Here is a 21989-nt window from a genome sequence, read left to right as displayed (position 1 = left end):
TTAAGCGCAGATCCCCTGTGGGAGCGGGCTTGCTCGCGAAAGCAGTGGGTCAGTCAACATCAATGGTTGCTGGGCCGACGTCTTCGCGGCGATGCGGCGATCCGACAAGCCCGTTCCCACATTTGATCTTCGCTGCTTTGAGCATTGCGTTCGCTTAACTGAACGGCGTCCTACAGGCTCCAGCCCCAGAACTGTAGCCACCAGCCATACGCTACCAGCCCATTAGCCAGTAGCAGGCAAGCCGAGGCCGCGCAGCGTCGCGCCAAGGGTGTGTCGGCCAGCTGTTGCCACGCCAGCCACACACACCAAGCGACAGCCCCGGCCAGCAATGCGCCGCGCGCCGGTTGCACCCATTCCAATAACAACCCTTCATAACGCAACAACTTCACCGTGGTTGCCGACAGCCCGAGGAACAGCCCCGCACCGCCAAGGGGCGTCAAGGTCAGCGCCAGGGCCCAATACCGTGCACGATCACCGCTGATTCTTGCGGCCAGGCGCACCAGCCCCATTAAGGCGCCGCCGATCAGCAGGCTGCTGGCGCCCAGGTACGCGACGATGCAAAAGCCGTCCAGCCAACTGAAGCTGTCGTTGGCTTGGGGGTAATGGGTCAACAGCCACCAGGGCGCGCTGTCCTGCAACGGCCATAGCCAATCGTGTTCCACCAGCCACTGTGCGACGAACTGTTTGAACGTGATGAACCAAGGGCTGACGGTCCACTGGAAGGCGCCCATCGCCAGGCCGATCACTCCAAATAGCAACAAGCGCGTATCCCAGGGCTGCGCGGGTTTGCGCGGGGCCTGGAGGATTTCGCTGTTGCATGAACGGGCAATCAACTGCACCGCGCCGCGTTGCCCGCTACAGCGCCCGCACGCGTGGCAATCGCTGGCGCCTTGCAGGCGGCGGATGTCCAGCAGCGGCGCGCAGTTGGGCAAGGGCAGGCGCGGGCCGTCGTTGGCTTTCCAGCGTTGCTCGTCGACCTGGAAGTGCACCGGCGCCAGGCGCGCGAGCAGGGCGAAAACACCGCTGACCGGGCACAGGTAGCGGCACCACACCCGTTTGCCGCGCACAAACAGCAGGCCCACCAGCACTGCGGCCACCGTTGAGCCGCCGAGGATCAGCAAGGCGGCCTGGGCGTAGTCGTACACACTGATCAACTGGCCGTAGAGGGTGGTCAGGCAGAAACCCACGGTGGGCCAGCCGCCCCAGCGGATCCAGGTGGGGATACCCAGGCCGCGCCCATGGCGGCTGGCCCATTCGCTCAAGGAGCCTTCGGGGCAGAGCACGCCGCACCACACACGGCCAAACAGCACGATGGACAGCACCACGAACGGCCACCACACACCCCAGAACAGGAACTGTGCCAGTAGGGTCAGGTTGTCCAGCAGGCGCGCCTGGCTGCTGGGCAGCGCGAGCAACGCGGGCACGACCAGCAGTCCCGCGTAGAACAGCACCACCGCCCATTGCACACCGCGAATCAACCGCCCATGGCGGCGCATGCCATCCCCCAGGCGTTGCAGCCAGGGGCTGTTCACAACGGCGCTCGTCGGGCGCGATACAGCCCTTGGCCGACCAGCAGCCAATAACCTGCCAGCACCAGCAGGGTGACTGCGCTGGGCGTCGCGCGGTACCCGGCAAAGCCGGCGAGCACTGCGCCCAGGCCGTGGCTGTCACTGAGCAGGGCAGTGCTGTCCCACCAGGCTTCGCCCACCAGGGTGTAGACCCAATCGGGCATGTCCATGGCCAACAGCTGCCCGCCAATACGTTCCACGGCGGCCACCAGCAGGGCAGCCGCCAACAGCAGCAACAGCACCTCGCTGAGAGCAAAAAACCGCGACCAGGAGATCAGCCGCCGCGTGCTGCGCAGCAGCATCACCGTCAGCCCGGCCAACACCAGGCCGAGCACGCCGCCAACGGCGAACAGGCCCAGTGCCGGGCCGTGTAGCTGGGCACCGGCACCGTACAGGAACACCACGCTTTCGCTGCCTTCGCGGCTGACCGCCAACAACGCCAGCAACAACAACCCCAGGCCGCCCTGGCGCGCCGCGCGCTGGTCGGCGTCGCGCAGCAGGGTATGGCGCAGGTTTGGCCCGTGGCGGTGCATCCAGAACACCATCTGTACCATCAACAGGCTTGCCAGCAAGGTCATGCCGGCCTGGAACCATTCGCCGCTGGGGCCGCTCATGGCTTCGCCGGCCCACAGCATCAAGCCGGCCAACCCGGCGGAACACAGCAGGCCCAGCGCCACGCCGGCCCACAGGAAGCGCCCCAGGCGCGAGCCCTCGGGCTGTTGGCTGATCCAGGCCTGGAGAATGCCGATCACCAGCAACGCCTCGACGCTTTCTCGCCAGACGATAAACATCGATTGATTCATCTAATGCTCCCGGGCCGTTATTCGGCGAGGATGCTGCCCTCGGGCAGCTGTGAGTTGAATTCGTCGAAAAACGGATAGGCGCCGGGCTTGAGCGGGTGGATCACGACAAAGGTGGTCACCCCCGGCGACAGCACTTTTTCCACGCGCAGCGGCGTGCTCTCGAACTCGGCCGGGCCCTGGCCGATATTCTTCAGCACGATCTTGAAGCGCTGGCCGGCCGCCACCTTGAGTTGCGCCGGGTTGAAGTGGCCGTCTTGCAGGGTTAATTCATAGGTGGGCAAGGGCGCTGCCAGAGCCGTGCCACAGGCCAGCAGCGCGCACAGGGCGAGGGGATTGCGCATTCAGTAACCGCCTTTCTTGCCGATCCCCGCATAGACGAATTCGTAATGCACTTCGCAGCGCTCGAACCAAGGGGCTACGCCGGTTTCCTTGTCGGTATGCCGCCCCAGTGAGCCATGACCGCTGGGCGGCATCACCGTGAAGGTCAGTTGGTATTTGCCAGGGCCGAGCAGTTTGACGTTGTCGCCGTAGTGCGGCCCGTCGTTGGCCACCATGGCGTGGAATTCACCGATGATCGGGCTGGCACCGCCTTGTTTCTGCAGGCGGAACGTTACGTTCAGGTAGGGTACGAAACTGCCTTCCTGGAAGCCCTGCTGGTTGTCGGCGGTGGCGCGGATGTCGGCCTCCAGGTGCACATCCGAATCGGCAGTGGCGCGCATCATGCCCGGTGGCGCCATTTCGATTGGTTGCAGATAGACCGCGCCGACTTCCAGGCCGGGACACATTTGTGGCTCGCCGATCGGGTATTCCTTGGCGACGGCCGCGCCAGTCGACAGCAGCAGGGCCAGTGACAGCGTGAAGGGGATGCGCATGGGTGTTTCCTGACAGAGCAAATGAGAAGCCGAGTCTAGAAAGCTTTGCTGTAAATAATAATGATTCCCGTCAAGTTTCCAGGTCTGTGGCCACAACCATTCTTGACGTTGGTCAAGGCTGTGGGCAGGCGCTGGCCGTAGGATCAAATCACCGCCCACCGCTGTGGAGCCTACTCATGGCCAAGCCGTTCCCGCTCAACCCCAAACACCCCGAGCGTATCTGCTGGGGCTGCGACCGTTATTGCGCGACCACTGCGCTGGCCTGCGGCAACGGCGCCGACCGCACCATGCATCCGGCCGAGATGATCGGTGAGGACTGGTACCTGCATGGCGACTGGGGCATTGAGTTGCCGATTGCCACGGATAAGGTGGCGCAGGGCAACTGACCGCGAAGGAGGCAATGTGCGGCGCCGTTGCCGGGTATGCAGGTGGTGGCGGATAAAAAACGGTTAAATGCAAAAAGAGTTGTCCACGAAAACCGTGGGTATCTCTGTGGATAACCTTGCGTGGCCCCGGCAGCACTGGCGATTCTAGCTGCGGTCAATATTTGATCAGGATCGTTTGCAAGCCTTTTGGCGCGCGGCTTGCGCTTGACACGCATCGTTGAAATCGGTGCCGGATTCGCACTTTTACAGCAAACCCTGCAGTGCCTGGCGATAGCTGCGCCCCCCCAGGCTCAGGCTGTTGTTGTGGCTGGCTCCCGGCACCAGCAGCAAATGCTTGGGCTCTTGGGCGGCATCAAATAATTGCTGGCTGAAACGCGGCGGTACGTAGCGGTCATCGAGGCCGTGTACCACCAGCAAGGGCATGTGGATATCGGCGATTTTGTCGATGGAATCAAACTTCTGCGACAGCAACCAGCGCACCGGCAGCGAGGTGTTGGCCACCGCCGCCGCAACATCGGCCAGGGAGGTAAAGGTGGATTCGATCACCAGCCCACGTACCGGTGGCGGCAGCTGTTGCGCGGCGGCCTGCTGACCCAGTTCGGCCGCGAGGTCGATGGCTACGGCGCCGCCCAGGGAGTGGCCGTAGATCAGGCGCTTGCCCGGGTCCGGTTGCAGCACCTGGAAGCGCTCCCAGGCAATCCGTGCATCCTGGTAAACGCTGGTTTCTGATGGCAGGTCGCCCCGGCTCTGGCCAAAGCCCCGGTAGTCGATGGCCAGCACGGAGTAGCCCTGGGCGTGCAGTTGCTCGATGCGAAACAACTGGCCGGTGAGGTTCCAGCGCACCCCGTGCAGGTAGAGGATCGCCGGTGCGTCTTTTTTCGCCGCCGGCCACCACCAGCCATGCAGGCTCTGCCCGGACTTGAAGCTGGCCGGCTTGAGTTCGAACTCCTGCACATCGCTGGGCAGGCCGCGATACCAACTGGCAGTACCGGGCTCGATACGAAACACCAGTTCCCGCTCCTTGTGTTGCAGCACATTGCACCCCACCGGCAGGCCCAGGATCAGCAGTGCCATGCACAGCAGGGGCAGCCAGCGCAGACGCAGGCGTGAGAGAAAACGTGAGGACATGGCGGTTCCAGGACAGGCGCAAAGCAGGATTTTTACCAGATGCCTTGCCAGTGAAGGGATTATTCAGACAGCCGTCAGGGAGCGATTGCTTGCAAAGTGTTGCAGGCGGTCTGCACGCGGTTGCGTCCCTGGTCCTTGGCGCGGTACAGCGCCTGGTCTGCCTGGGACAACAGCCGCGACAGATCGTGGCAGCCCGCAGTGGTGGCCACCACCCCGATACTCACACTGAGGAACCCCGGCGCCAGCAGGTCCAGTTCGGCAAACCGCTGGCGAATGCGTTCGGCGACCTGCACGGCGCCTTGCTCATCGGTATCGGCCAGCAGGCAGGCAAACTCTTCGCCGCCGATGCGCGCGAACAGATCGTGCTTGCGCAGGATCGACGAGGTCAGTTGGCTGAAGGCAATCAACGCCTGGTCGCCCATGGGGTGCCCGAAACTGTCGTTGAGGCGCTTGAAATAGTCGAGGTCGCATAACAGCAAAGTCACCGGCTTGCCGTGTTGCTGGCTGTCGGCCAGAAGTTTTTCGCCATGCAGCATGAAGGCCCGGCGATTGTCGATACCGGTCAGTACGTCGGTGAAGGCGGCGGCCTTGAAGTTGAGCTCGGCGCGCTCCTTGACCATCGCCAGGGTGACGTAGGCGATGCCGATCGCATACAGCATCGATTCGAACAACATGAACGAGAAGAACGGCACGCCTTCGCCCACCAGCGTGTTTTCATTCTTGATCGGCATGCCGGGGTCGATCACTGCGCGCACGCAGTAAAACGTCGTGTGAAACAGCATCAGCCCCACCGCCGGCAGATAGGCCACTTCCAGGTGTCGGCGATGACGCCACAACTCCAGCGCCGACAGCACGCCATAGCTGGCGGCTACCAGGGAGTACAGGGTCACCCGGCTGGACATCGAGCCATAAAACGGTGGCACCAGGCACATCACCAGCCACAGCGCCGGGCCTGCGAGGATGCCCGGCAGGTGCGGCTTGCCATGGACGAACAGGCGCATGGCGGTCCAGTTCATGGCGGCGCTGAGCAACAGCACCACATTGCCCAGGACCAGCGCGACAAAATCCACGCCCACGCCGCGCACCACGATCAAGGCGGTGCCGAGGGACGCCAGCAACAGCATCACCCCCAAATAGCCCAGGGTGGGCTCGCGCACACGGTGCCAGGCGTGGACAGTGAGCAGGCCCATCAGGCAAAAAACGAAGACCGCGACCATCAAGAGCGTCGGTATGTGCAGCATCATGTCCTTGACCCCGCAAGATGCACTGTCGAGATAACCCCCGGCAGACACACGCCAAAGCGGTCATCCGGTGCAGAAAGGGCGCAATTGTAGCCGGATAACGCGGATCAATGCTGGCCTAAGGACAGCTTGACGCTGAGCGCACGTCCCCGACATGCTGCGCCCCCCCTGCGACCAAAAGGACTTCCCATGGACAACAGCCCCGTACGCATCACCGGCGAAGAGCTGCTCTCGGACAACTGGTACCTGCTGAAAAAGTACAGCTTCGACCTGCGCCGCCGCGATGGCAGCTGGCAAGCCCAGACCCGCGAGGTGTACGACCGTGGCAATGGTGCGACCATCCTCTTGTACAACACCTTGCAGCGCACGGTGTTGCTGATTCGCCAGTTCCGCATGCCGACCTTCGTCAATGGCCACGACGGCTACCTGATCGAAACCGCCGCGGGCCTGCTGGACAACGCCAGCCCTGAGGAGCGTATCCGCCTGGAAGCCGAGGAAGAGACCGGCTACCGCATCGGCCATGTCGAGAAAATCTACTCGGCATTCATGAGCCCGGGTTCGGTGACCGAGCGCATTCATTTCTTTATCGGTGAGTACCAACCCGGCGACCGTGTGGGCGAGGGCGGCGGGCTTGAAGAGGAAGGCGAGGATATCGACGTGCTGGAGCTGGGGTTTGACGAGGCCATCGCCATGGTAACGCGCGGAGAGATTGTCGATGGCAAGACCATCATGCTCCTGCAATACCTGGAGCTGCGGCTGCTCAAGGCGACCCTGACGCTTGCGTAGACGCCGGCTTTCCGGCTCCTGCAGGGGCATTTTCTTCAATACGCACTGGCTACAGGAACGTAGCGTACAGGCCTCGTCCCCCTGTCATTACAAAAAGGAAGTGCAATGAGTGTGCTCATGTCCATGGCCGCCTTCGCCCTGGCGACCTCTATCACCCCCGGCCCTGTCAATATCGTCGCCCTTGGCTCGGGTGCGCGCTTTGGTTTTGTCGCCAGCCAGAAGCACGTGGCCGGCGCGGCGCTGGGGTTCACGGTGTTATTGGTGTTGATCGGCCTGGGCCTGCACGAATTGCTAATGCGCTGGCCGGTCTTGACCCAGGGCATTCAGTGGGGTGGGGTGGTATTCCTGCTGTACATGGCCTACAAGCTGGCGATCGATGACGGCCGGCTGGATGCCCAAGAGGCCGCCGTTGCGCCGTCGATGCTGTACGGCGCGGTCATGCAATGGCTCAACCCCAAGGCCTGGCTGGCGTGCGTGGCGGGCATGGGGCTGTTTGCGGCCGATGGTGAGGCCACGCGGGTCTGGCAACTGGCGGCGGTGTACCTGGTGATTTGCTACCTGTCGGTGGCGTGCTGGTCGTATGTGGGCACGTTCTTGCGTCGTTACCTGAGCAATGCCCAGGGCATGCGCCTGTTCAACCGGACCATGGCACTGTTGCTGGTGCTCAGTGTGGCGTACCTGTTGCTGGGCTGAGTCAGCCGCGATATTGCCCAGGCGTGGCGGCCAGGTGTTGCTTGAACGTGCGCTGGAAGTGCGCCTGGTCGGCAAAGCCTGCGGCCAGTGCCACATCGGCAATCAACTGGCCGTTGCGCAGTTGGTTGCGGGCAAACTGGATCCGCTGGTTGACCAGGAATGCATGGGGTGTCATCCCGTAAGACTGCTTGAACGCACGGATCAGGTACGACGGCGACAGCTGCGCAGCCTGGCAGATCTCGTCGAGTTTCAGCGCCTCGGTGCAATGTTCGCGGATGTACTCGGCGGCGCGTTCGAGCTTGTGATTGATCTCCCGTAGCCGCGTCGCAGCGGGGTTCAGGCGCAGCTGTACCTCAGTGAAAAAACTCACCACGGCACTGTGTTTGTGCAGCTGTTCGGCGTGCTCGTCGGTCAGCACGGCGTACAGCTCAAGCAGGCCGGCAAACAGCAGCGGGTCATCGGTATGGGTGGTGCTGAAGCGGCGAAAGTCCAAGTCGCAGGCAAACCCCAACTGGTGTTGCAGGTCGGTCAGCCAGGGTGTGTCGATATAAAGCATGTGATACGACCAGGGCTGGTCGTCGATGGGATTGCAGGCGTGCACGTCGCCGGGGTTCATCAGCACCACGGTGCCGGTGTGGATTTGGAACGTGTCCGGGCCATGGATATACAGGCTCTGCCCGGCGGTGATCGCACCAATCGAGAAATGATCGTGGGCATGCCGGGTGTAGCAGACCTTGCGCCCGTCATCGATAGTGCGCGCCTCGATAAACGGCAGGCTGGCATCACGCCAGAAGCGCGGGGCGGCCAGGTCGGGCAGCGACATGATGCAATCTCCGAAGATCTTGTAGGAGCCCGATGATTGCACATAAATACAGCGCCGACCTTATGTAGGATCCGGTTTGCCTGCGATGGCGGTGGTTCAGTCGGGGGATTTGGCGACTGCTCTACCGCCATCGCGGGCAAGCCAGCTCCTACATTTTTAGGGGGCGTATCCAGGGCTTAGAAGTCCCAGCGCGTCGCCAGTTGCAGGCTGCGCGGCTCGCCGTAGAAGCCGGTGCCGAAGTTGCCCAGGCCGGTGTAGTACTTTTTATCCAGGGCATTTTTCACGTTCAAGGTGGCACTCAGGTGCTCGTTGAAGCGATAGCGCGCCATCAGGTCTACCAGGTAGTAGCTGTCCTGGGTGATGCGTGTGTATTGGCCGAAGTTGACCGTGTCATTCGGGTTGGGCTGGAACACATTGCCGAAGAACTCGCTCTGCCAGTTGACCCCGGCACCGAGCGTCACCTTGTCCAGCGCGCCAGGCAGGCGGTAGGTGTTGAACAGGCGCACCACTTGTTGCGGCGTGGTGGTTTGCAGCACCGAGCTGTAGACGTAATCGTCGTTGGCATCGCGGGTGTGCTGGTAGGTGTAGCCGGCCGAGACATTCCAGCCGTCCAGCACTTCGCCGGCCAGTTCCACTTCAAAGCCCTTGGTGGTGGCACCGGCAATCGGGCGATAGATCGAGTCGCTTTCAAAGCCCGAGACGTATTGCGCGACATTGTCCTGTTCGATGCGGAACGCGGCGAAGCTGGCATTCAGGCGGCCATCGAAAAAGGCCGCCTTGAGCCCGGCTTCGTAGGTGTCGCCTTCAATTGCGTCGAGCAACTTGCGATCGGCGTCCTTGCTGTTCTGTGGCCGGTAGATCTTGGTGTAGCTGCTGTACACCGACCAGATATCGTTGAGGTCGTAGACCACTCCGGCGTAGGGCGTCACCACCCCGGTTTGCTTGTAGCTGCTGCGGGCATCGGCGGTCGTCGCAGCGTAGAAGTCGGTGGTGTCGGTGTTGCTGAAATTGCTGACGCGGGTACCCAGGATCACCGACAGGTCATCGGTAGGTTTGAGGCGGGTCGCCAGGTAGGCGCCGGTCTGGCGTTGCACGATATCGTTCTGGCCGCTGCGCGGGATGTCCGGCTTGGCGTATTCGCCACGCCAGTCATAGATGCTGCCGCCCACTGGCGGGTAGATCGAGCCGTAGACCGGCACATCCTGTTTTGAACGGGTCGCCATAAAGCCCATGATCAACTCATGCTCGCGGCCAAACAGGCTGAACGGGCCGTTGAGGTTGACGTCGAGGGTGTTCTGCACCTGGTCGCCCTTGTACTTGCCCATGAACATGTACATGCCTTCGCCGGTAACCTGGTCCGGGTTGCCGCCGCTGGCGGAGGCGAGCAGGGTGTCGTGCTGGCTGCGCTTGCGGTCCAGGCTGACTTTGAGCGACCAGTCGTTGGCCAGCTTTTGCTGGACCGAGGCGAAGATCGTCTGGTTCTGGAAGTCGCGGCGGCTCCAGTCGGCAGCCGGGTTGAACGAGCGCGAGAAATTCGTGCGATTGCCATTGCTGAAATACATCGGGAACCCGGTCCAGCTGGCGCCACGGGAGCGGGTGTCCTGCTGGTCGATGCCGAAGGTCAGCAGGGTGTCGGGGGTCAGATCGGCTTCGAGGATGCCGTAGGCAATGTCCTTGGTGTGCTGGTAGTGGTCCAGGTACGACGAGCGATCCTGGTAAACCCCGACAAAGCGCCCGCGCACATTGCCCGACTCGGTCAGCGGCCCGGAGATATCGCCTTCGGTGCGGTAGTTGTCCCAGGAACCCACGGTGCCGGTGACCGAGGCCTTGAAGTCCTTGGTGGGCTTTTTGCGGATCAGGTTGACCGTGGCCGAAGGATCGCCTGAGCCGCTCATCAGGCCCGATGAGCCCTTGATGATTTCCAGGTGGTCGTACACCGCCATGTCGGTACTGGTGGTGCCGTAGTCGTACACGCCGTCATAGGTGGAGTTGACGCCGTCGTACTGGAAGTTGGTGATCGGCAGGCCGCGGCTGGAGAACTCCCAGCGCTCGCTGTCGTAGTTCTGCACGCTGACGCCAGGGGCGCGGCGCAGGGTGTCGGCGATGTTGTTGGAACCCTGGTCATCCATCTGCTGGCGGGTGATCACGGTGACCGACTGCGGTGTCTCGCGGATCGACAGCGGCAGGCCGGTGGCCGAGGCCATCGAGCCGGTGGTGTAGGAGTGGCTGTCTTCGGTGGTGGCACCCAGGGCCACGCCGGAGATGGTGGTGGCGCCCAGCTCCAGTTCGCCGGTATTGAGCGGCGCCAGTTCCAGCACATAGCCATTGTCGCCCTGGGGCTGGGCCTGCAAACCGCTGCCTTGCAATAACCGCTGCAACCCGGCGGCCGGGGTGTAGCTGCCACTGAGTCCAGGGCTGGTCTTCCCGGCTGCCAGGCTGTTGTGGCCGGCGATAAACACCCCGGACTGCTCGGCAAAGCGATTCAGCACGCTGACCAGCGACCCAGCGCCGATGTTGTAGCTGCGCGTGGTTTGCTGGGTAGACGGCGTTTCCACCGCCTGCACATTGAGCGGGCCCAGGCAGAGCAGGGTCGCGGTGATGGCCAGCGCCAGGGGGCGCAGCGTGAAAGCAGCGGGTTGCGGCATGGAAGGTTCCCTACGGATTCGGCGAATGTGAAAGCGTCTGCTGGGTTAACCGAACGAACGTCGAAAAGGGGAACTGCGGGAGTGAAAAAATGTTGCCCCGATCAATCTTTTGTAGGAAGCGGCAAGCCAGCTCCTACAAGGCGGTGTGTCTGGGGCCTACGTTGACCCACCAAGGCAGCACTCTGTCTACCTGGATCGGCAGCGCCGCCTCAAGCAGCCGCAACGCATGCTCGCTGTCCTTGAGCGGGAAGGAGCCCATCACTGGCAGGTGGGCCACGGCCGGATCACAACCCAGGTGGCCGGGCCGGTAGCGGTTCAGTTCGCCAATCAATTGGCCCAGGGGCAGGTTGTCGGCCAGCAGCACACCCCGGCTCCATGCCTCTCGGGTGGCGGATGCTGCGACCGTACTGCGGATCGTGCGCCGATCGAACACCGCCTGTTGCCCGGTCTCGATAATGCGCACCTGCTGGCTATCGGCGGTGCGCACTTCTACCCGGCCGTCGAAGACATTCAGGTGGGTGCCGTCCTCGCCTTGCAACACACTGAAGCGGGTGCCCAGGGCGCGCAGGCGGCCGTGCTCGGTGTCGACCAGGAACGGGCGCTGGAGGTCCTTGGCGGTGTCGATCAGCACTTCGCCAAAACGCAGTTGCAGCAGGCGCTGCCGGGCGTCGAACCGCACGTCCATGGCGCTCAGGGCGTTGAGCCAGATATGGGTGCCGTCGATGAGCACGGCATCGCGGATCTCGCCGCTGGCCGTGGCGTAGTCAGCGCTCCAGCCGCCGACCACCCGGGGCAGGGCGGTGCTGCGCCAGGTGCCCCAGGTCAATGCTGAACCTGCGCCCAGCACCAGTAGCGTCTTGAGGGTTTGCCGCCGGCTGCTGCGCAGGGCGCGGCCAGCGCCGATGGGTTCGTCGGTCAGGGGCGCGAAGCGTTGGCTGACGCGCTCGACGTAACGCCAGGCGGCCTGGTGCTCGGGGTTCTGCCCCAGCCATATTTGCCAATGCTGTTGCGCCTGGCTGTCGCCTTGCGGGTCTTGCAGGCGCACATACCATTGGGCTGCCTGCTGCAGGCTGGCGTGACTGAGTTTTGCGCTGGAGTTCATTCCACCAGCAACCCGTCGAGTTCGGCTTCCAGCACCGCACAGTGCAACAGCGCCTGGGCCATGTATTTTTTCACCATGCGCTCACAGACCCCCAGTTGCACGGCGATTTGCTTGTAGGTCAGGCCATGCAGTTGCGCCAGCAGGAAGGCGTCGCTGACCTTGCGCGGCAGGCGCGCGAGCATGGCGTCTACTTCGTACAGGGTTTCGACGATGATCGCCCGCTGTTCCGGCGATGGCTGTACCGCTTGCGGGCGCTCGGCGAGGCTTTGCAGCCAGGCCTGTTCCAGTTGACGGCGGCGCCAATGGTCGATGCACAGGCCTCGGGCGATGGTTGCCAGGTAGGAGCGCTCACGCACGGCGTCGGCCTGGTCGGGCGGGCGCTTGAGGACGCGGATAAAGGTGTCTTGCGCCAGGTCGGCGGCATCCCAGCGATTGCTCAGGCGCCGGCGCAACAGGCCGAGCAGCCAGGAGTGGTGGCTGCCGTAGAGCTGACTGAATGGCGTGGGGGAAGTCGACACAATATCCAACCGGCGCTGATGCCATGACGTGAATAGGAATTGGTCGCGATTAAAGCAAAGGCCTGCGGCCAGCGCAAATGATATTGGTTTGCTTTTGCGAAAGAGGTTGCCTGCAGATCTGCACAGATCAAATTGATGCCGAGCGCGAAAAACTCGCGCTTTAATCTGAGATAAATGACTTCAGATTTTTTTGCACCCATTGCAACAGAATATCAAAACAGGCCGGCAGGCTCGGCCTGAATATCCCAGCTAAAGATCAGAACCTCCTTTGCATCACTCCCCGCACCACCCCCCGACCGTGTACTTGATATCGGTACTCTCCATGTGAAAGCCGGCAAATACCCTGCGAATGTCAGGATGATCATTGAGGCTAATAATGGCCTCATACTGTTCCAGACCGAAAGGAACACCCTAGCCCCGCGTCTGCCAGTACGGAGGGTCGCAGTAGAACAGCGTATGTTCACGGTCACACTTCTTCATTACCTCCTGCCAGCCAAGATGCGCTGCTGATAGAGTCTCCTCGCTCCGTAGCAAGTTCAGTCCTGGTGACGTGGTAGTCGCCGTACCGTAGGTCTGACCATCAACGCGGCCCCCGAGGGCAGACTGCTGTAGGTAATAGAATCTGGCGGCCCGCTGGATATCAGTCAGCGTTCCCGGTCTGGTTATTTGCAACCACTTAAACACCTGGCGGCTCGACAAAGCCTACTTGAACTGCCTGACAAACTCTTCCAGTTGGTTCTGTACAACTCGGTAAAGGTTGATTAGATCGCCGTTAACGTCATTTAGCACTTCGACGTCTGCCGGTACCGGCCGTAGGAAGAACAGTGCGCTGGCTGGAAGTGATGCGCACAGCCTGGGCCAATGAGTGGCCCAGGGCGTTTAAACGAGTTTAAAGAGTGTTGATATTTCTTAGAAAACTGCCGGTTAAAGGTGACTAAATTTTCCGTAATGAATTAGGTATAGCGCCTAAAGGTCCATCTGTGATGATAAAGCTCACTCGAGCTCCTACCTTAAAGTAACTACTGCGCAAGCTAGGCCAGGGTGATATAGAGCCTTCCACAGTGGGCCGTCCTAAATCGGACTTTGTAATAACACTCGGTTCTTCTGGTAAAGGAAATGGATCTATAGCGTCGCCATCAAAATCCTCCGGTCCATAGTTGGAACCTATATCGAAAATCACATCTTTACTTCCTCCATCGGGTTTTACGAGCGCAGACTTCGTAGGAGGTTTTTCTGGCTCTCCCCAAACTATAGCTATCTGAGGGTAGTCACCAATTGATGTAATGACGCCAGTGTAATTAGTCGTTGTAGTAGGCTTTGCCATGCTCGCTCTCCTTGCCAAAACTGGATTCGTGAGTATTGCCTGCAAAAATGAGGCACTGCAGGAGAGATGACACAACACTAATGGAAAGCCGGCTACTGTCAAAATTGACAGGCCAGGCTGTTATTTTGAGCAAATTCCCTACCATTCGTCTCTTTCAGCGTTGGTCTGGCTGGCCAGCTCGGCGGCAATGCTGCGCATCAGCAGCTCCGGCAGGCGGGGGCTATTGAGTTCGACAGTGATCATTGCAGTCTCCTAGGCGGCCTCTTGTTTGCGTTTGAACATGTCCGCCAACCCGGTACCAGGGGCATGGTTAAAGCCTGGGTCCGTGCGGAACGTGATCGGTTTTCCCGCTGCGTCGGTGGTGCGCACCAGCGTCACCTGGGCGGTTCTGATTTCGCCCGTGCGTTTGTCGGTGCCGGTATCGACGGTTTGGCGGCGGCCTCGTTACGTAGCGTGGTCATTTTCATTGCACTGGCTGCAACTCTATTTCAGAACTCCGCTCACCATGGACCGTTTTATCCCGGAGTGTCCCAGGTTTATCTCACACCACCCCTGGTATTTATCTCAGTCCTAAACATCAAATGTGGGAGGCAGCGGTGGATCCCGCCCCCCAGCATCAAGCCAGATCAGATACGCGAAGTTGGCACCAGAAACGCGGCCTCCAGCAGCTGCCGGGTATAGGCGTGCTGCGGATCGGCGAAGATCGTCTTGGCATCCCCCTGTTCCACCACCTGGCCCTGCTTGACCACCATCAACTGATGGCTCAGGGCCTTGACCACCGCCAGGTCGTGGCTGATGAACAGGTAGGTCAGGTTGTACTTGGCTTGCAGGTTGCGCAGCAGTTCCACCACCTGGCGCTGTACCGTGCGGTCCAGGGCCGAGGTCGGTTCGTCCAGCAGGATCAGGCGTGGCTTGAGCACCAGGGCGCGGGCGATGGCGATGCGTTGGCGTTGGCCGCCGGAGAATTCGTGGGGGTAACGGTGGCGGGTCTGCGGGTCCAGCCCCACTTCCTCGAGCGCCGCGATAATCGCCGCTTCCTGTTCGCCAGCGGTGCCGATCTTATGGATGCGCAAGCCTTCGCCGACGATCTCGCTGACGCACATGCGTGGGCTCAGGCTGCCAAACGGGTCCTGGAACACCACCTGCATTTCCCGGCGCAATGGCCGTACCTGTTGTTGGGTCAGTTGGTCCAGTTGCTGGCCTTCAAAACGGATCCCGCCCTTGCTGCCGATCAGCCGCAGGATCGCCAGGCCGAGGGTGGATTTGCCCGAGCCGCTTTCACCGACAATGCCCAGGGTCTGGCCCTGGGGCAGGCTGAAGTGGATACCGTCCACGGCCTTGACGTAGTCGACGGTGTTGCGCAAAAAGCCTTTTTTGATCGGGAACCAGACCTTGAGGTCGTCGACTTCCAGCAGCGGCGGGCCAATCGCATTGGTCGCCGGCCCACCGCTGGGCTCGGCGGCCAGCAGTTCCTGGGTGTAAGGGTGCTGCGGGGAGCGGAACAGCGCCTCACAGGACGCCTGCTCGACAATGCAACCGCGCTGCATCACACACACGCGGTGGGCAATGCGCCGCACCAGGTTCAAGTCATGGCTGATCAGCAGCAGCGCCATGCCCAGGCGCGCCTGCAACTCCTTGAGCAGTTCGAGGATCTTCAACTGCACGGTCACGTCCAGGGCGGTGGTCGGCTCGTCGGCGATCAGCAGTTCCGGCTCGTTGGCCAGGGCCATGGCGATCATCACCCGCTGGCGCTGACCGCCGGACAATTCGTGGGGCAGGGCCTTGAGGCGCTTGTGCGGTTCGGGGATGCCCACCAGGTCGAGCAGCTCCAGGGTGCGCAGGGTTGCGGCCTTGCCGGTCAGGCCCTTGTGCAGGCCCAGTACTTCGTTGATCTGCTTTTCGATGGAGTGCAGCGGGTTCAGCGAGGTCATCGGCTCCTGGAAGATCATCGCAATGCGGTTGCCGCGAATCTGGCGCAAGGGCTTTTCTTTCAGGGTCAGCAGATCCTGCCCGGCATACTCGATGGTGCCGGATGGATGCCGCGCCAGGGGGTAGGGCAACAGGCGCAGGATCGAGTGGGCGGTCACCGATTTGCCGGAACCGCTTTCGCCGACCAGGGCCAGGGTTTCACCACGGCGAATATCGAAGCTGATGTTTTCCACCACGCGCTGATGCTGCTCGCCGGTGACGAACTCGACGCTGAGGTCGCGGACTTCGATCAGATTGTCCTGATTCATCTCATTTCCTCGGGTCGAAGGCATCGCGAGCGGACTCGCCGATAAACACCAGCAAACTCAGCATGATCGCCAGCACCGCAAAGGCGCTGATGCCCAGCCACGGCGCCTGCAGGTTGGATTTTCCCTGGGCCACCAACTCGCCCAGGGACGGCGAGCCGGCGGGCAGGCCGAAGCCCAGGAAGTCCAGGGCAGTCAGGGTGCCAATCGCGCCGGTGAGGATGAAAGGCATGAAGGTCATGGTCGAGACCATGGCGTTGGGCAGGATATGGCGGAACATGATCGCGCCGTTCTGCATGCCCAAGGCCCGGGCCGCGCGCACGTATTCCAGGTTGCGCCCGCGCAGGAACTCGGCGCGCACCACGTCCACCAGGCTCATCCAGGAAAACAGCAGCATGATCCCCAGCAACCACCAGAAGTTCGGTTGCACGAAGCTCGCAAGGATGATCAGCAGGTACAGCACCGGCAGCCCCGACCAGATTTCCAGGAACCGCTGGCCGGCCAGGTCGACCCAGCCGCCATAGAACCCCTGCAAGGCCCCGGCCGCCACGCCGATGATCGAACTCAATACCGTAAGGGTCAGGGCAAACAGCACCGAGACCCGAAAGCCATAGATCACCCGTGCGAGCACGTCGCGGCCCTGGTCGTCGGTGCCCAGCAGGTTGTCGGCCGACGGCGGGGCCGGGGCCGGGACTTTCAGGTCGTAATTGATGCTCTGGTAGCTGTAGGGGATCGGCGCCCAGAGCGTCCAGGCATCCTTGGCCTTGAGCAGTTCGCGGATGTACGGGCTTTTGTAGTTGGCTTCCAGGGGGAATTCGCCGCCGAAGGTGGTTTCTGGGTAGCGCTTGAGCGCCGGGAAGTACCAGTCGCCGTCGTAATGCACGGCCAGCGGCTTGTCGTTGGCGATCAACTCGGCACCCAGGCTCAGGCCAAACAGGATCAGGAACAGCCACAGCGACCACCAGCCGCGTTTGTTGGCCTTGAAGCGTTCGAAGCGGCGGCGATTGAGGGGGGATAGATTCATCTCAATGCTCCCGGCTTTCGAAGTCGATGCGTGGGTCGACCAGGGTGTAGGTCAAATCGCCAATCAGTTTCACCACCAGGCCTAGCAGGGTGAAGATAAACAGGGTGCCGAACACCACCGGGTAATCGCGATTGATCGCCGCTTCAAAACTCATCAGGCCCAGGCCGTCGAGGGAGAAAATCACCTCCACCAGCAGCGAGCCGGTAAAGAAGATGCCGATAAAGGCCGAAGGGAACCCGGCGATCACCAGCAGCATGGCGTTGCGGAACACGTGGCCGTAGAGCACGCGGTGATTGGTCAGGCCCTTGGCCTTGGCGGTGATTACGTACTGCTTGTTGATTTCGTCGAGAAAGCTGTTCTTGGTCAGCAGGGTCATGGTGGCGAAGTTACCGATCACCAGAGCCGTGACCGGTAGCGCCAGGTGCCAGAAGTAGTCGAGGATCTTGGCGCCCCAGCTCAGCTCCTCGAAGTTGTTGGACGTCAGCCCGCGTAGCGGAAACCAGTCGAAATAGCTGCCACCGGCAAACACCACGATCAACAGGATGGCAAACAGGAACGCCGGGATCGCATAGCCGACGATGATTGCCGAACTGGTCCATACGTCAAAATGGCTGCCATGACGGGTGGCCTTGGCGATCCCCAGGGGGATCGACACCAGGTACATGATCAGGGTGCTCCACAGCCCGAGGGAGATGGACACCGGCATCTTCTCCTTGATCAGGTCGATGACCTTGGCATCGCGAAAGAAGCTGTCGCCAAAATCCAGCTGGGCGTAGTTCTTGACCATGATCCACAAGCGTTCCGGCGCCGACTTGTCGAAGCCGTACATCTTTTCGATTTCCTTGATCAGCGTCGGGTCCAGGCCCTGGGCCCCCCGGTAGCTGGAGCCGGCCACCGACACTTCGGCACCGCCACCGGCGATGCGGCTGGTGGCGCCTTCAAAGCCTTCGAGCTTGGCGATCATTTGCTCCACCGGGCCGCCGGGCGCGGCCTGGATGATGACAAAGTTGATCAGCAAAATGCCGAACAGCGTCGGGATGATCAGCAGCAACCTGCGAAAAATATAAGCCAGCATGTCAGTCGCCTCCGCTCGCCGGGTCGGCGCTGGTGTCGGTGGGTGGCGTTGTGGCCGGCGGTGTGTCGGGTTTGATCCACCAGGTGTTGATGCCTACGTCGTAGCGCGGCGGGACCTTGGGGTGGCCGAGGTGATTCCAATAGGCCACACGGTAGGTTTTGATATGCCAGTTGGGGATCACGTAGTAGCCAAACTGCAGTACCCGATCCAGAGCCTTGGCGTGGGCCACCAGGCTGTTGCGTGAGTCGGCGTTGATCAACTGTTCCACCAATTCGTCGATGGCCGGGTCCTTGAGGCCGATGTAGTTGCGGCTACCGGGGTTGTCGGCACTGCCCGATTGCCAGAATTCACGCTGCTCGTTACCCGGTGACGAGGACTGTGGGAAGCTGCCGACCATCATGTCGAAATCCCGCGAGCGCACGCGGTTGACGTACTGCGAGACATCGACCCGGCGGATCACCAGCTCGATGCCCAGGTCTGCCAGGTTACGCTTGAAGGGCAGCAGGACGCGCTCGAAGTCGGTCTGGAACAGCATGAACTCGATGCTCACCGGCTTGCCGGTGGTGTCGACCATCTTGTCGTCAACGATGCGCCAGCCGGCTTCCTGCAACAGTTGGTAGGCTTCGCGCTGCTGGGTGCGGATCATGCCGCTGGCATCGGTTTTCGGTGGAGCGAAGGCCTGGGTGAAGGCTTGCGGCGGGACTCTGCCGCGCAGCGGTTCGAGAATCGCCAGCTCGGCCGGGCCCGGCAGGCCGGTGGCGGCCATGTCCGAGTTTTCAAAATAGCTGCGGGTGCGGGTGTAGGCGCCGTTGAACAGTTGCTTGTTGGTCCATTCAAAGTCCATCAACAGGCTGATGGCCTTGCGCACCCGCACGTCCTGGAACATTGGCTTGCGGATATTGAACACAAAACCCTGCATCCCGGTGGGATTGCCGTTGGGCAGTTCTTCCTTGATCAGCCGGCCCTCGGCCACGGCCGGGACGTTGTAGGCATTGGCCCAGTTTTTGGCCGTCATTTCCTGCCAGTAATCGAACTGCCCAGCCTTGAGCGCCTCCAGGGCCACGGTGTTATCGCGGTAGTAATCGCTGATGCGGTAATCGAAGTTGTACAGGCCCTTGTTGATCGGCAGGTCCTTGCCCCAGTAGTCCTTGACCCGCTCGTAGCGGATCGAGCGCCCCGGCTTGACCTCGGCCACTTTGTACGGCCCGCTGCCCAGCGGGACCTCCAGGCTGCTCTTGGCAAAATCACGGCCGGCCCACCAGTGCTTGGGCAGCACCGGCAACTGGCCAAGGATCAACGGCAGCTCACGGTTGCTGGTGTGCTTGAACTTGAACAACACCCGCAGCGGGTCTTCGGCCACCACTTCGGCGACGTCGGCGTAGTAGGTGCGGTAGATCGGCGTGCCTTGCTTGATCAGGGTTTCAAAGGTGAACACCACATCTTCGGCACGTACTGGATGGCCATCGTGGAAGCGCGCTTCGGGCCGCAGGTAAAAACGCACCCAGCTGTTATCCGGAGCTTTTTCGATCTTGCCGGCGATCAGGCCATATTCGGTGATGGGCTCGTCCAGGCCCTGCTGCGCCAGGGTGTCGTAGACCAGGGTGATGTTATCGGCCGGCACGCCCTTGCTGATAAACGGGTTGAGGCTGTCGAAGCTGCCCATGGCCGACTCACGGAAGGTGCCGCCCTTGGGCGCGTCCGGGTTGACGTAGTCGACGTGCTTGAAGTTGGCCGGGTACTTGGGCGGCTCGTCATACAGGGTCAAGGCATGTTGAGGGGCAGCAACAGCCTGGGTGCACAGCAGCAGGCCACTGATAATCGCAGTACGCAAAGCCATCATTGGGGTTTCTCCGATGCTTTCAGCCACCACGCGCTCAGGCCCAGGCTGTAGGGCGGCGTGGTCACGAAGGCGAACCGGTTACGGTACGCCAGGCGATGATAGTTGAGATACCAATTGGGAATACTGTAGTGCTGCCACAATAGGACCCGATCCAGGGCCCGGCCGGCGGCGACTTGCTGGTCGCGGGTTTGGGCGGCGAGCAACTGCTCGAGCAGGTGATCGACCACTGGGTTGGCGATGCCCGCGTAGTTCTTGCTGCCCTTGATCCCGGCCTGGCTGGAGTGGAAGTACTGCCACTGCTCAAGGCCGGGGCTGAGGGTCTGGTTGAGGGTCATCAGGATCATGTCGAAGTCGAACTGGTCGAGGCGCTGCTTGTACTGCGCACGGTCCACGGTGCGCAAGCGCGCATCGACGCCAATACTGCGCAGGTTTTCCACATACGGTTGCAGGATGCGCTCCAGGTTCGGGTTGACCAGCAGGATTTCAAACCGCAGCGGCTGCCCATCGCTGTTGAGCAGGCGTTGCCCGGAAAGTTTCCAGCCACCTTCGGCCAGTAGGCCGAGGGCACGGCGCAAGGTTTCCCGGGGGATGCCGCGCCCCTCCGTCTGCGGCAGGCTGAAGGCCTGGGTAAACAGATTGGCCGGCAGTTGCTCGCGGTAGGGCGAAAGCATCAGCCATTCATGGCCCACCGGCAGGCCGCTGGCGGAGAATTCGCTGTTGGGGTAGTAGCTCAGGGTGCGTTTATAGGCGCCGCTGAATAGGGTGCGGTTGGTCCACTCGAAATCGAACATCAGCCCCAGCGCTTCGCGCACCTTGGCCTGGCTGAAAGTGGCGCGCCGGCTGTTCATGAACAGGCCCTGGCTCTGGGTCGGGATCTGGTGGGCAATTTGCGCCTTGATCACTTCGCCGCGATTGACTGCCGGGAAGTTGTAGCCATTGGCCCAGTTCTTGGCCTGGTGTTCGATGTAAATGTCGAACTCGCCGGCTTTGAATGCCTCGAAGGCCACGTCGCTGTCACGGTAGAACTCCACCTCGACCTTGTCGTAGTTGTAGAACCCGCGATTGACCGGCAGGTCCTTGCCCCAATAGTCCTTGACCCGCTCGAACACCAATTGCCGGCCCGGTTGGACCTGGCTGATCCGGTAGGGCCCGCTGCCTAGCGGCGGCTCGAAGGTGGTGGCCTTGAAGTCGCGGTTTTTCCAGTAATGCTGGGGCAGCACCGGCAACTCGCCCAGGCGCAGGATCAGCAACGGGTTGCCGGCGCGCTTGAACACGAAGCGAATGCGGTGGGGGTTGAGTACATCCACCCGGGCCACTTCCTGCAGGTTGGTGCGGTATTGCGGATGGCCTTCGGTCAGCAACGTGCGGTAGGAAAACGCCACGTCGTCGGCGGTAATGGGCTTGCCGTCATGGAAACGCGCTTGCGGGCGCAGGTTGAACACCACCCAACTGCGGTCTTCGCTGTATTCCACCGATCGGGCAATCAGGCCGTAGCTGGACGTGGGCTCGTCGCCGGACGGCGCGTACTGGCCGGTGCCAACCATCAGCGGCTCGTTGAGCTCATTGACCCCGTATTGCAGGAAATTGGCGGTGGAGACCGGGCTTGAGCCCTTGAAAGTATAGGGATTGAGGGTGTCAAACGTGCCAAAGGCCATGACCCGCAAGGTGCCGCCCTTGGGCGCTGCGGGGTTTACCCAATCGAAGTGGGTGAATTTGGCCGGGTACTTGAGCGTACCGAACTGCGCATAACCGTGGTTTTCGGTAATGGTCGCATTCGCGCAAAAGCTCAAGGCCAGACTTATTAGTAGAAGGAGGGGACGCTTCAAGTCAGAGATCCGATCCGGGCGGCTTGGGCTTTATGATCGGTACAGTAACAGCTTGTTCCACTTGGAAAAAGACTGTTGAAAAGGCCATTTTCAGGCGCGGC

General features: G+C 61.6%; 19 protein-coding genes and 1 pseudogene. 3 read left to right on the top strand and 17 right to left on the bottom strand.

All coding sequences use genetic code 11. The features are described from left to right. Nucleotides 1-170: 170 nt before the first annotated feature. Genes HBO05_RS02530 through HBO05_RS02515 form a run of 4 tightly spaced genes read right to left on the bottom strand, consistent with a single transcriptional unit; the run spans nt 171 to nt 3243 of the window. Entirely contained in the window at nt 171-1496 is a 1326-nt protein-coding gene (locus tag HBO05_RS02530) for a 4Fe-4S binding protein (protein ID WP_172311859.1), read from the bottom strand. Nucleotides 1497-1528: 32 nt separating this feature from the next. Next, entirely contained in the window at nt 1529-2371 is an 843-nt protein-coding gene (locus HBO05_RS02525) for an FTR1 family protein (RefSeq protein WP_169953216.1), read from the bottom strand. A 17-nt stretch (nt 2372-2388) separates the two neighbouring features. Further along, nucleotides 2389-2712, bottom strand: coding sequence for a cupredoxin domain-containing protein (locus HBO05_RS02520; protein ID WP_169953218.1), 324 nt, complete (start codon nt 2710-2712; stop codon nt 2389-2391). Next, nucleotides 2713-3243: an iron transporter gene (locus HBO05_RS02515; RefSeq protein ID WP_169953220.1), complete on the bottom strand. Its 531-nt coding sequence runs from the start codon at nt 3241-3243 to the stop codon at nt 2713-2715. It abuts the gene before it with no gap. A 176-nt stretch (nt 3244-3419) separates the two neighbouring features. On the opposite strand from HBO05_RS02515, the gene HBO05_RS02510 reads away from it, so the two are divergent. Further along, entirely contained in the window at nt 3420-3629 is a 210-nt protein-coding gene (locus HBO05_RS02510) for a DUF3079 domain-containing protein (protein ID WP_172311545.1), read from the top strand. A gap of 243 nt (nt 3630-3872) precedes the next feature. On the opposite strand, the gene HBO05_RS02505 is transcribed toward HBO05_RS02510, so the two are convergent. Together HBO05_RS02505 and HBO05_RS02500 are read right to left on the bottom strand one after the other, a co-directional pair. Next, nucleotides 3873-4757 (bottom strand): alpha/beta fold hydrolase, encoded by an 885-nt coding sequence (locus tag HBO05_RS02505; protein ID WP_169953225.1) that lies wholly within the window; start codon nt 4755-4757, stop codon nt 3873-3875. Between the two features lie 74 nt (nt 4758-4831). After that, complete coding sequence (locus HBO05_RS02500; RefSeq protein ID WP_172311543.1) at nt 4832-6001, bottom strand: GGDEF domain-containing protein; 1170 nt, start codon at nt 5999-6001, stop codon at nt 4832-4834. 186 nt (nt 6002-6187) lie between these two features. Between HBO05_RS02500 and HBO05_RS02495 the strand changes: the two genes are divergently transcribed. After that, nucleotides 6188-6784: an NUDIX domain-containing protein gene (locus HBO05_RS02495; protein ID WP_169953230.1), complete on the top strand. Its 597-nt coding sequence runs from the start codon at nt 6188-6190 to the stop codon at nt 6782-6784. Between the two features lie 105 nt (nt 6785-6889). After that, nucleotides 6890-7477, top strand: a complete 588-nt coding sequence (locus HBO05_RS02490; RefSeq protein ID WP_172311541.1) for a LysE family translocator — start codon at nt 6890-6892, stop codon at nt 7475-7477. Between the two features lies 1 nt (nt 7478). Here HBO05_RS02490 and HBO05_RS02485 read toward each other — a convergent pair whose 3' ends face one another. From HBO05_RS02485 to HBO05_RS02440, 11 genes and pseudogenes are all read right to left on the bottom strand, one after another. Next, nucleotides 7479-8300 carry an AraC family transcriptional regulator gene (locus HBO05_RS02485; protein WP_172311539.1) on the bottom strand — a complete coding sequence of 274 codons (822 nt, stop codon included), beginning with the start codon at nt 8298-8300 and terminating at the stop codon, nt 7479-7481. Nucleotides 8301-8476: 176 nt separating this feature from the next. Next, on the bottom strand, nt 8477-10945 hold the full coding sequence (locus HBO05_RS02480; RefSeq protein ID WP_170041301.1) for a TonB-dependent siderophore receptor: 2469 nt from the start codon (nt 10943-10945) through the stop codon (nt 8477-8479). Between the two features lie 133 nt (nt 10946-11078). Then, nucleotides 11079-12047, bottom strand: coding sequence for a FecR domain-containing protein (locus HBO05_RS02475; protein WP_172311537.1), 969 nt, complete (start codon nt 12045-12047; stop codon nt 11079-11081). Continuing rightward, complete coding sequence (locus HBO05_RS02470) at nt 12044-12574, bottom strand: sigma-70 family RNA polymerase sigma factor (RefSeq protein ID WP_169953240.1); 531 nt, start codon at nt 12572-12574, stop codon at nt 12044-12046. Before HBO05_RS02470 ends, HBO05_RS02475 begins: the two co-directional genes overlap by 4 nt. A gap of 203 nt (nt 12575-12777) precedes the next feature. Continuing rightward, nucleotides 12778-13396 (bottom strand): annotated as a pseudogene (locus HBO05_RS29170) (DNA adenine methylase); the annotation flags it as partial. Between the two features lie 103 nt (nt 13397-13499). Further along, nucleotides 13500-13889 (bottom strand): hypothetical protein, encoded by a 390-nt coding sequence (locus HBO05_RS02465; protein WP_172311535.1) that lies wholly within the window; start codon nt 13887-13889, stop codon nt 13500-13502. Between the two features lie 626 nt (nt 13890-14515). Beyond that, nucleotides 14516-16126: an ABC transporter ATP-binding protein gene (locus HBO05_RS02460; protein ID WP_172311533.1), complete on the bottom strand. Its 1611-nt coding sequence runs from the start codon at nt 16124-16126 to the stop codon at nt 14516-14518. Nucleotide 16127: 1 nt separating this feature from the next. After that, nucleotides 16128-17147, bottom strand: coding sequence for an ABC transporter permease (locus HBO05_RS02455; protein WP_029291368.1), 1020 nt, complete (start codon nt 17145-17147; stop codon nt 16128-16130). 1 nt (nt 17148) lies between these two features. Continuing rightward, on the bottom strand, nt 17149-18222 hold the full coding sequence (locus HBO05_RS02450; RefSeq protein ID WP_169953246.1) for a microcin C ABC transporter permease YejB: 1074 nt from the start codon (nt 18220-18222) through the stop codon (nt 17149-17151). 1 nt (nt 18223) lies between these two features. Further along, nucleotides 18224-20062: an extracellular solute-binding protein gene (locus HBO05_RS02445; protein ID WP_172311531.1), complete on the bottom strand. Its 1839-nt coding sequence runs from the start codon at nt 20060-20062 to the stop codon at nt 18224-18226. Next, nucleotides 20059-21888, bottom strand: a complete 1830-nt coding sequence (locus HBO05_RS02440; protein ID WP_170041305.1) for an extracellular solute-binding protein — start codon at nt 21886-21888, stop codon at nt 20059-20061. Before HBO05_RS02440 ends, HBO05_RS02445 begins: the two co-directional genes overlap by 4 nt. Between the last annotated feature and the right edge of the window lie 101 nt (nt 21889-21989).

The organism is Pseudomonas sp. WS 5079 (genome assembly GCF_012985465.1).
Classification (GTDB): domain Bacteria; phylum Pseudomonadota; class Gammaproteobacteria; order Pseudomonadales; family Pseudomonadaceae; genus Aquipseudomonas.
This window is presented reverse-complemented; position numbering and strand designations above follow the sequence as displayed.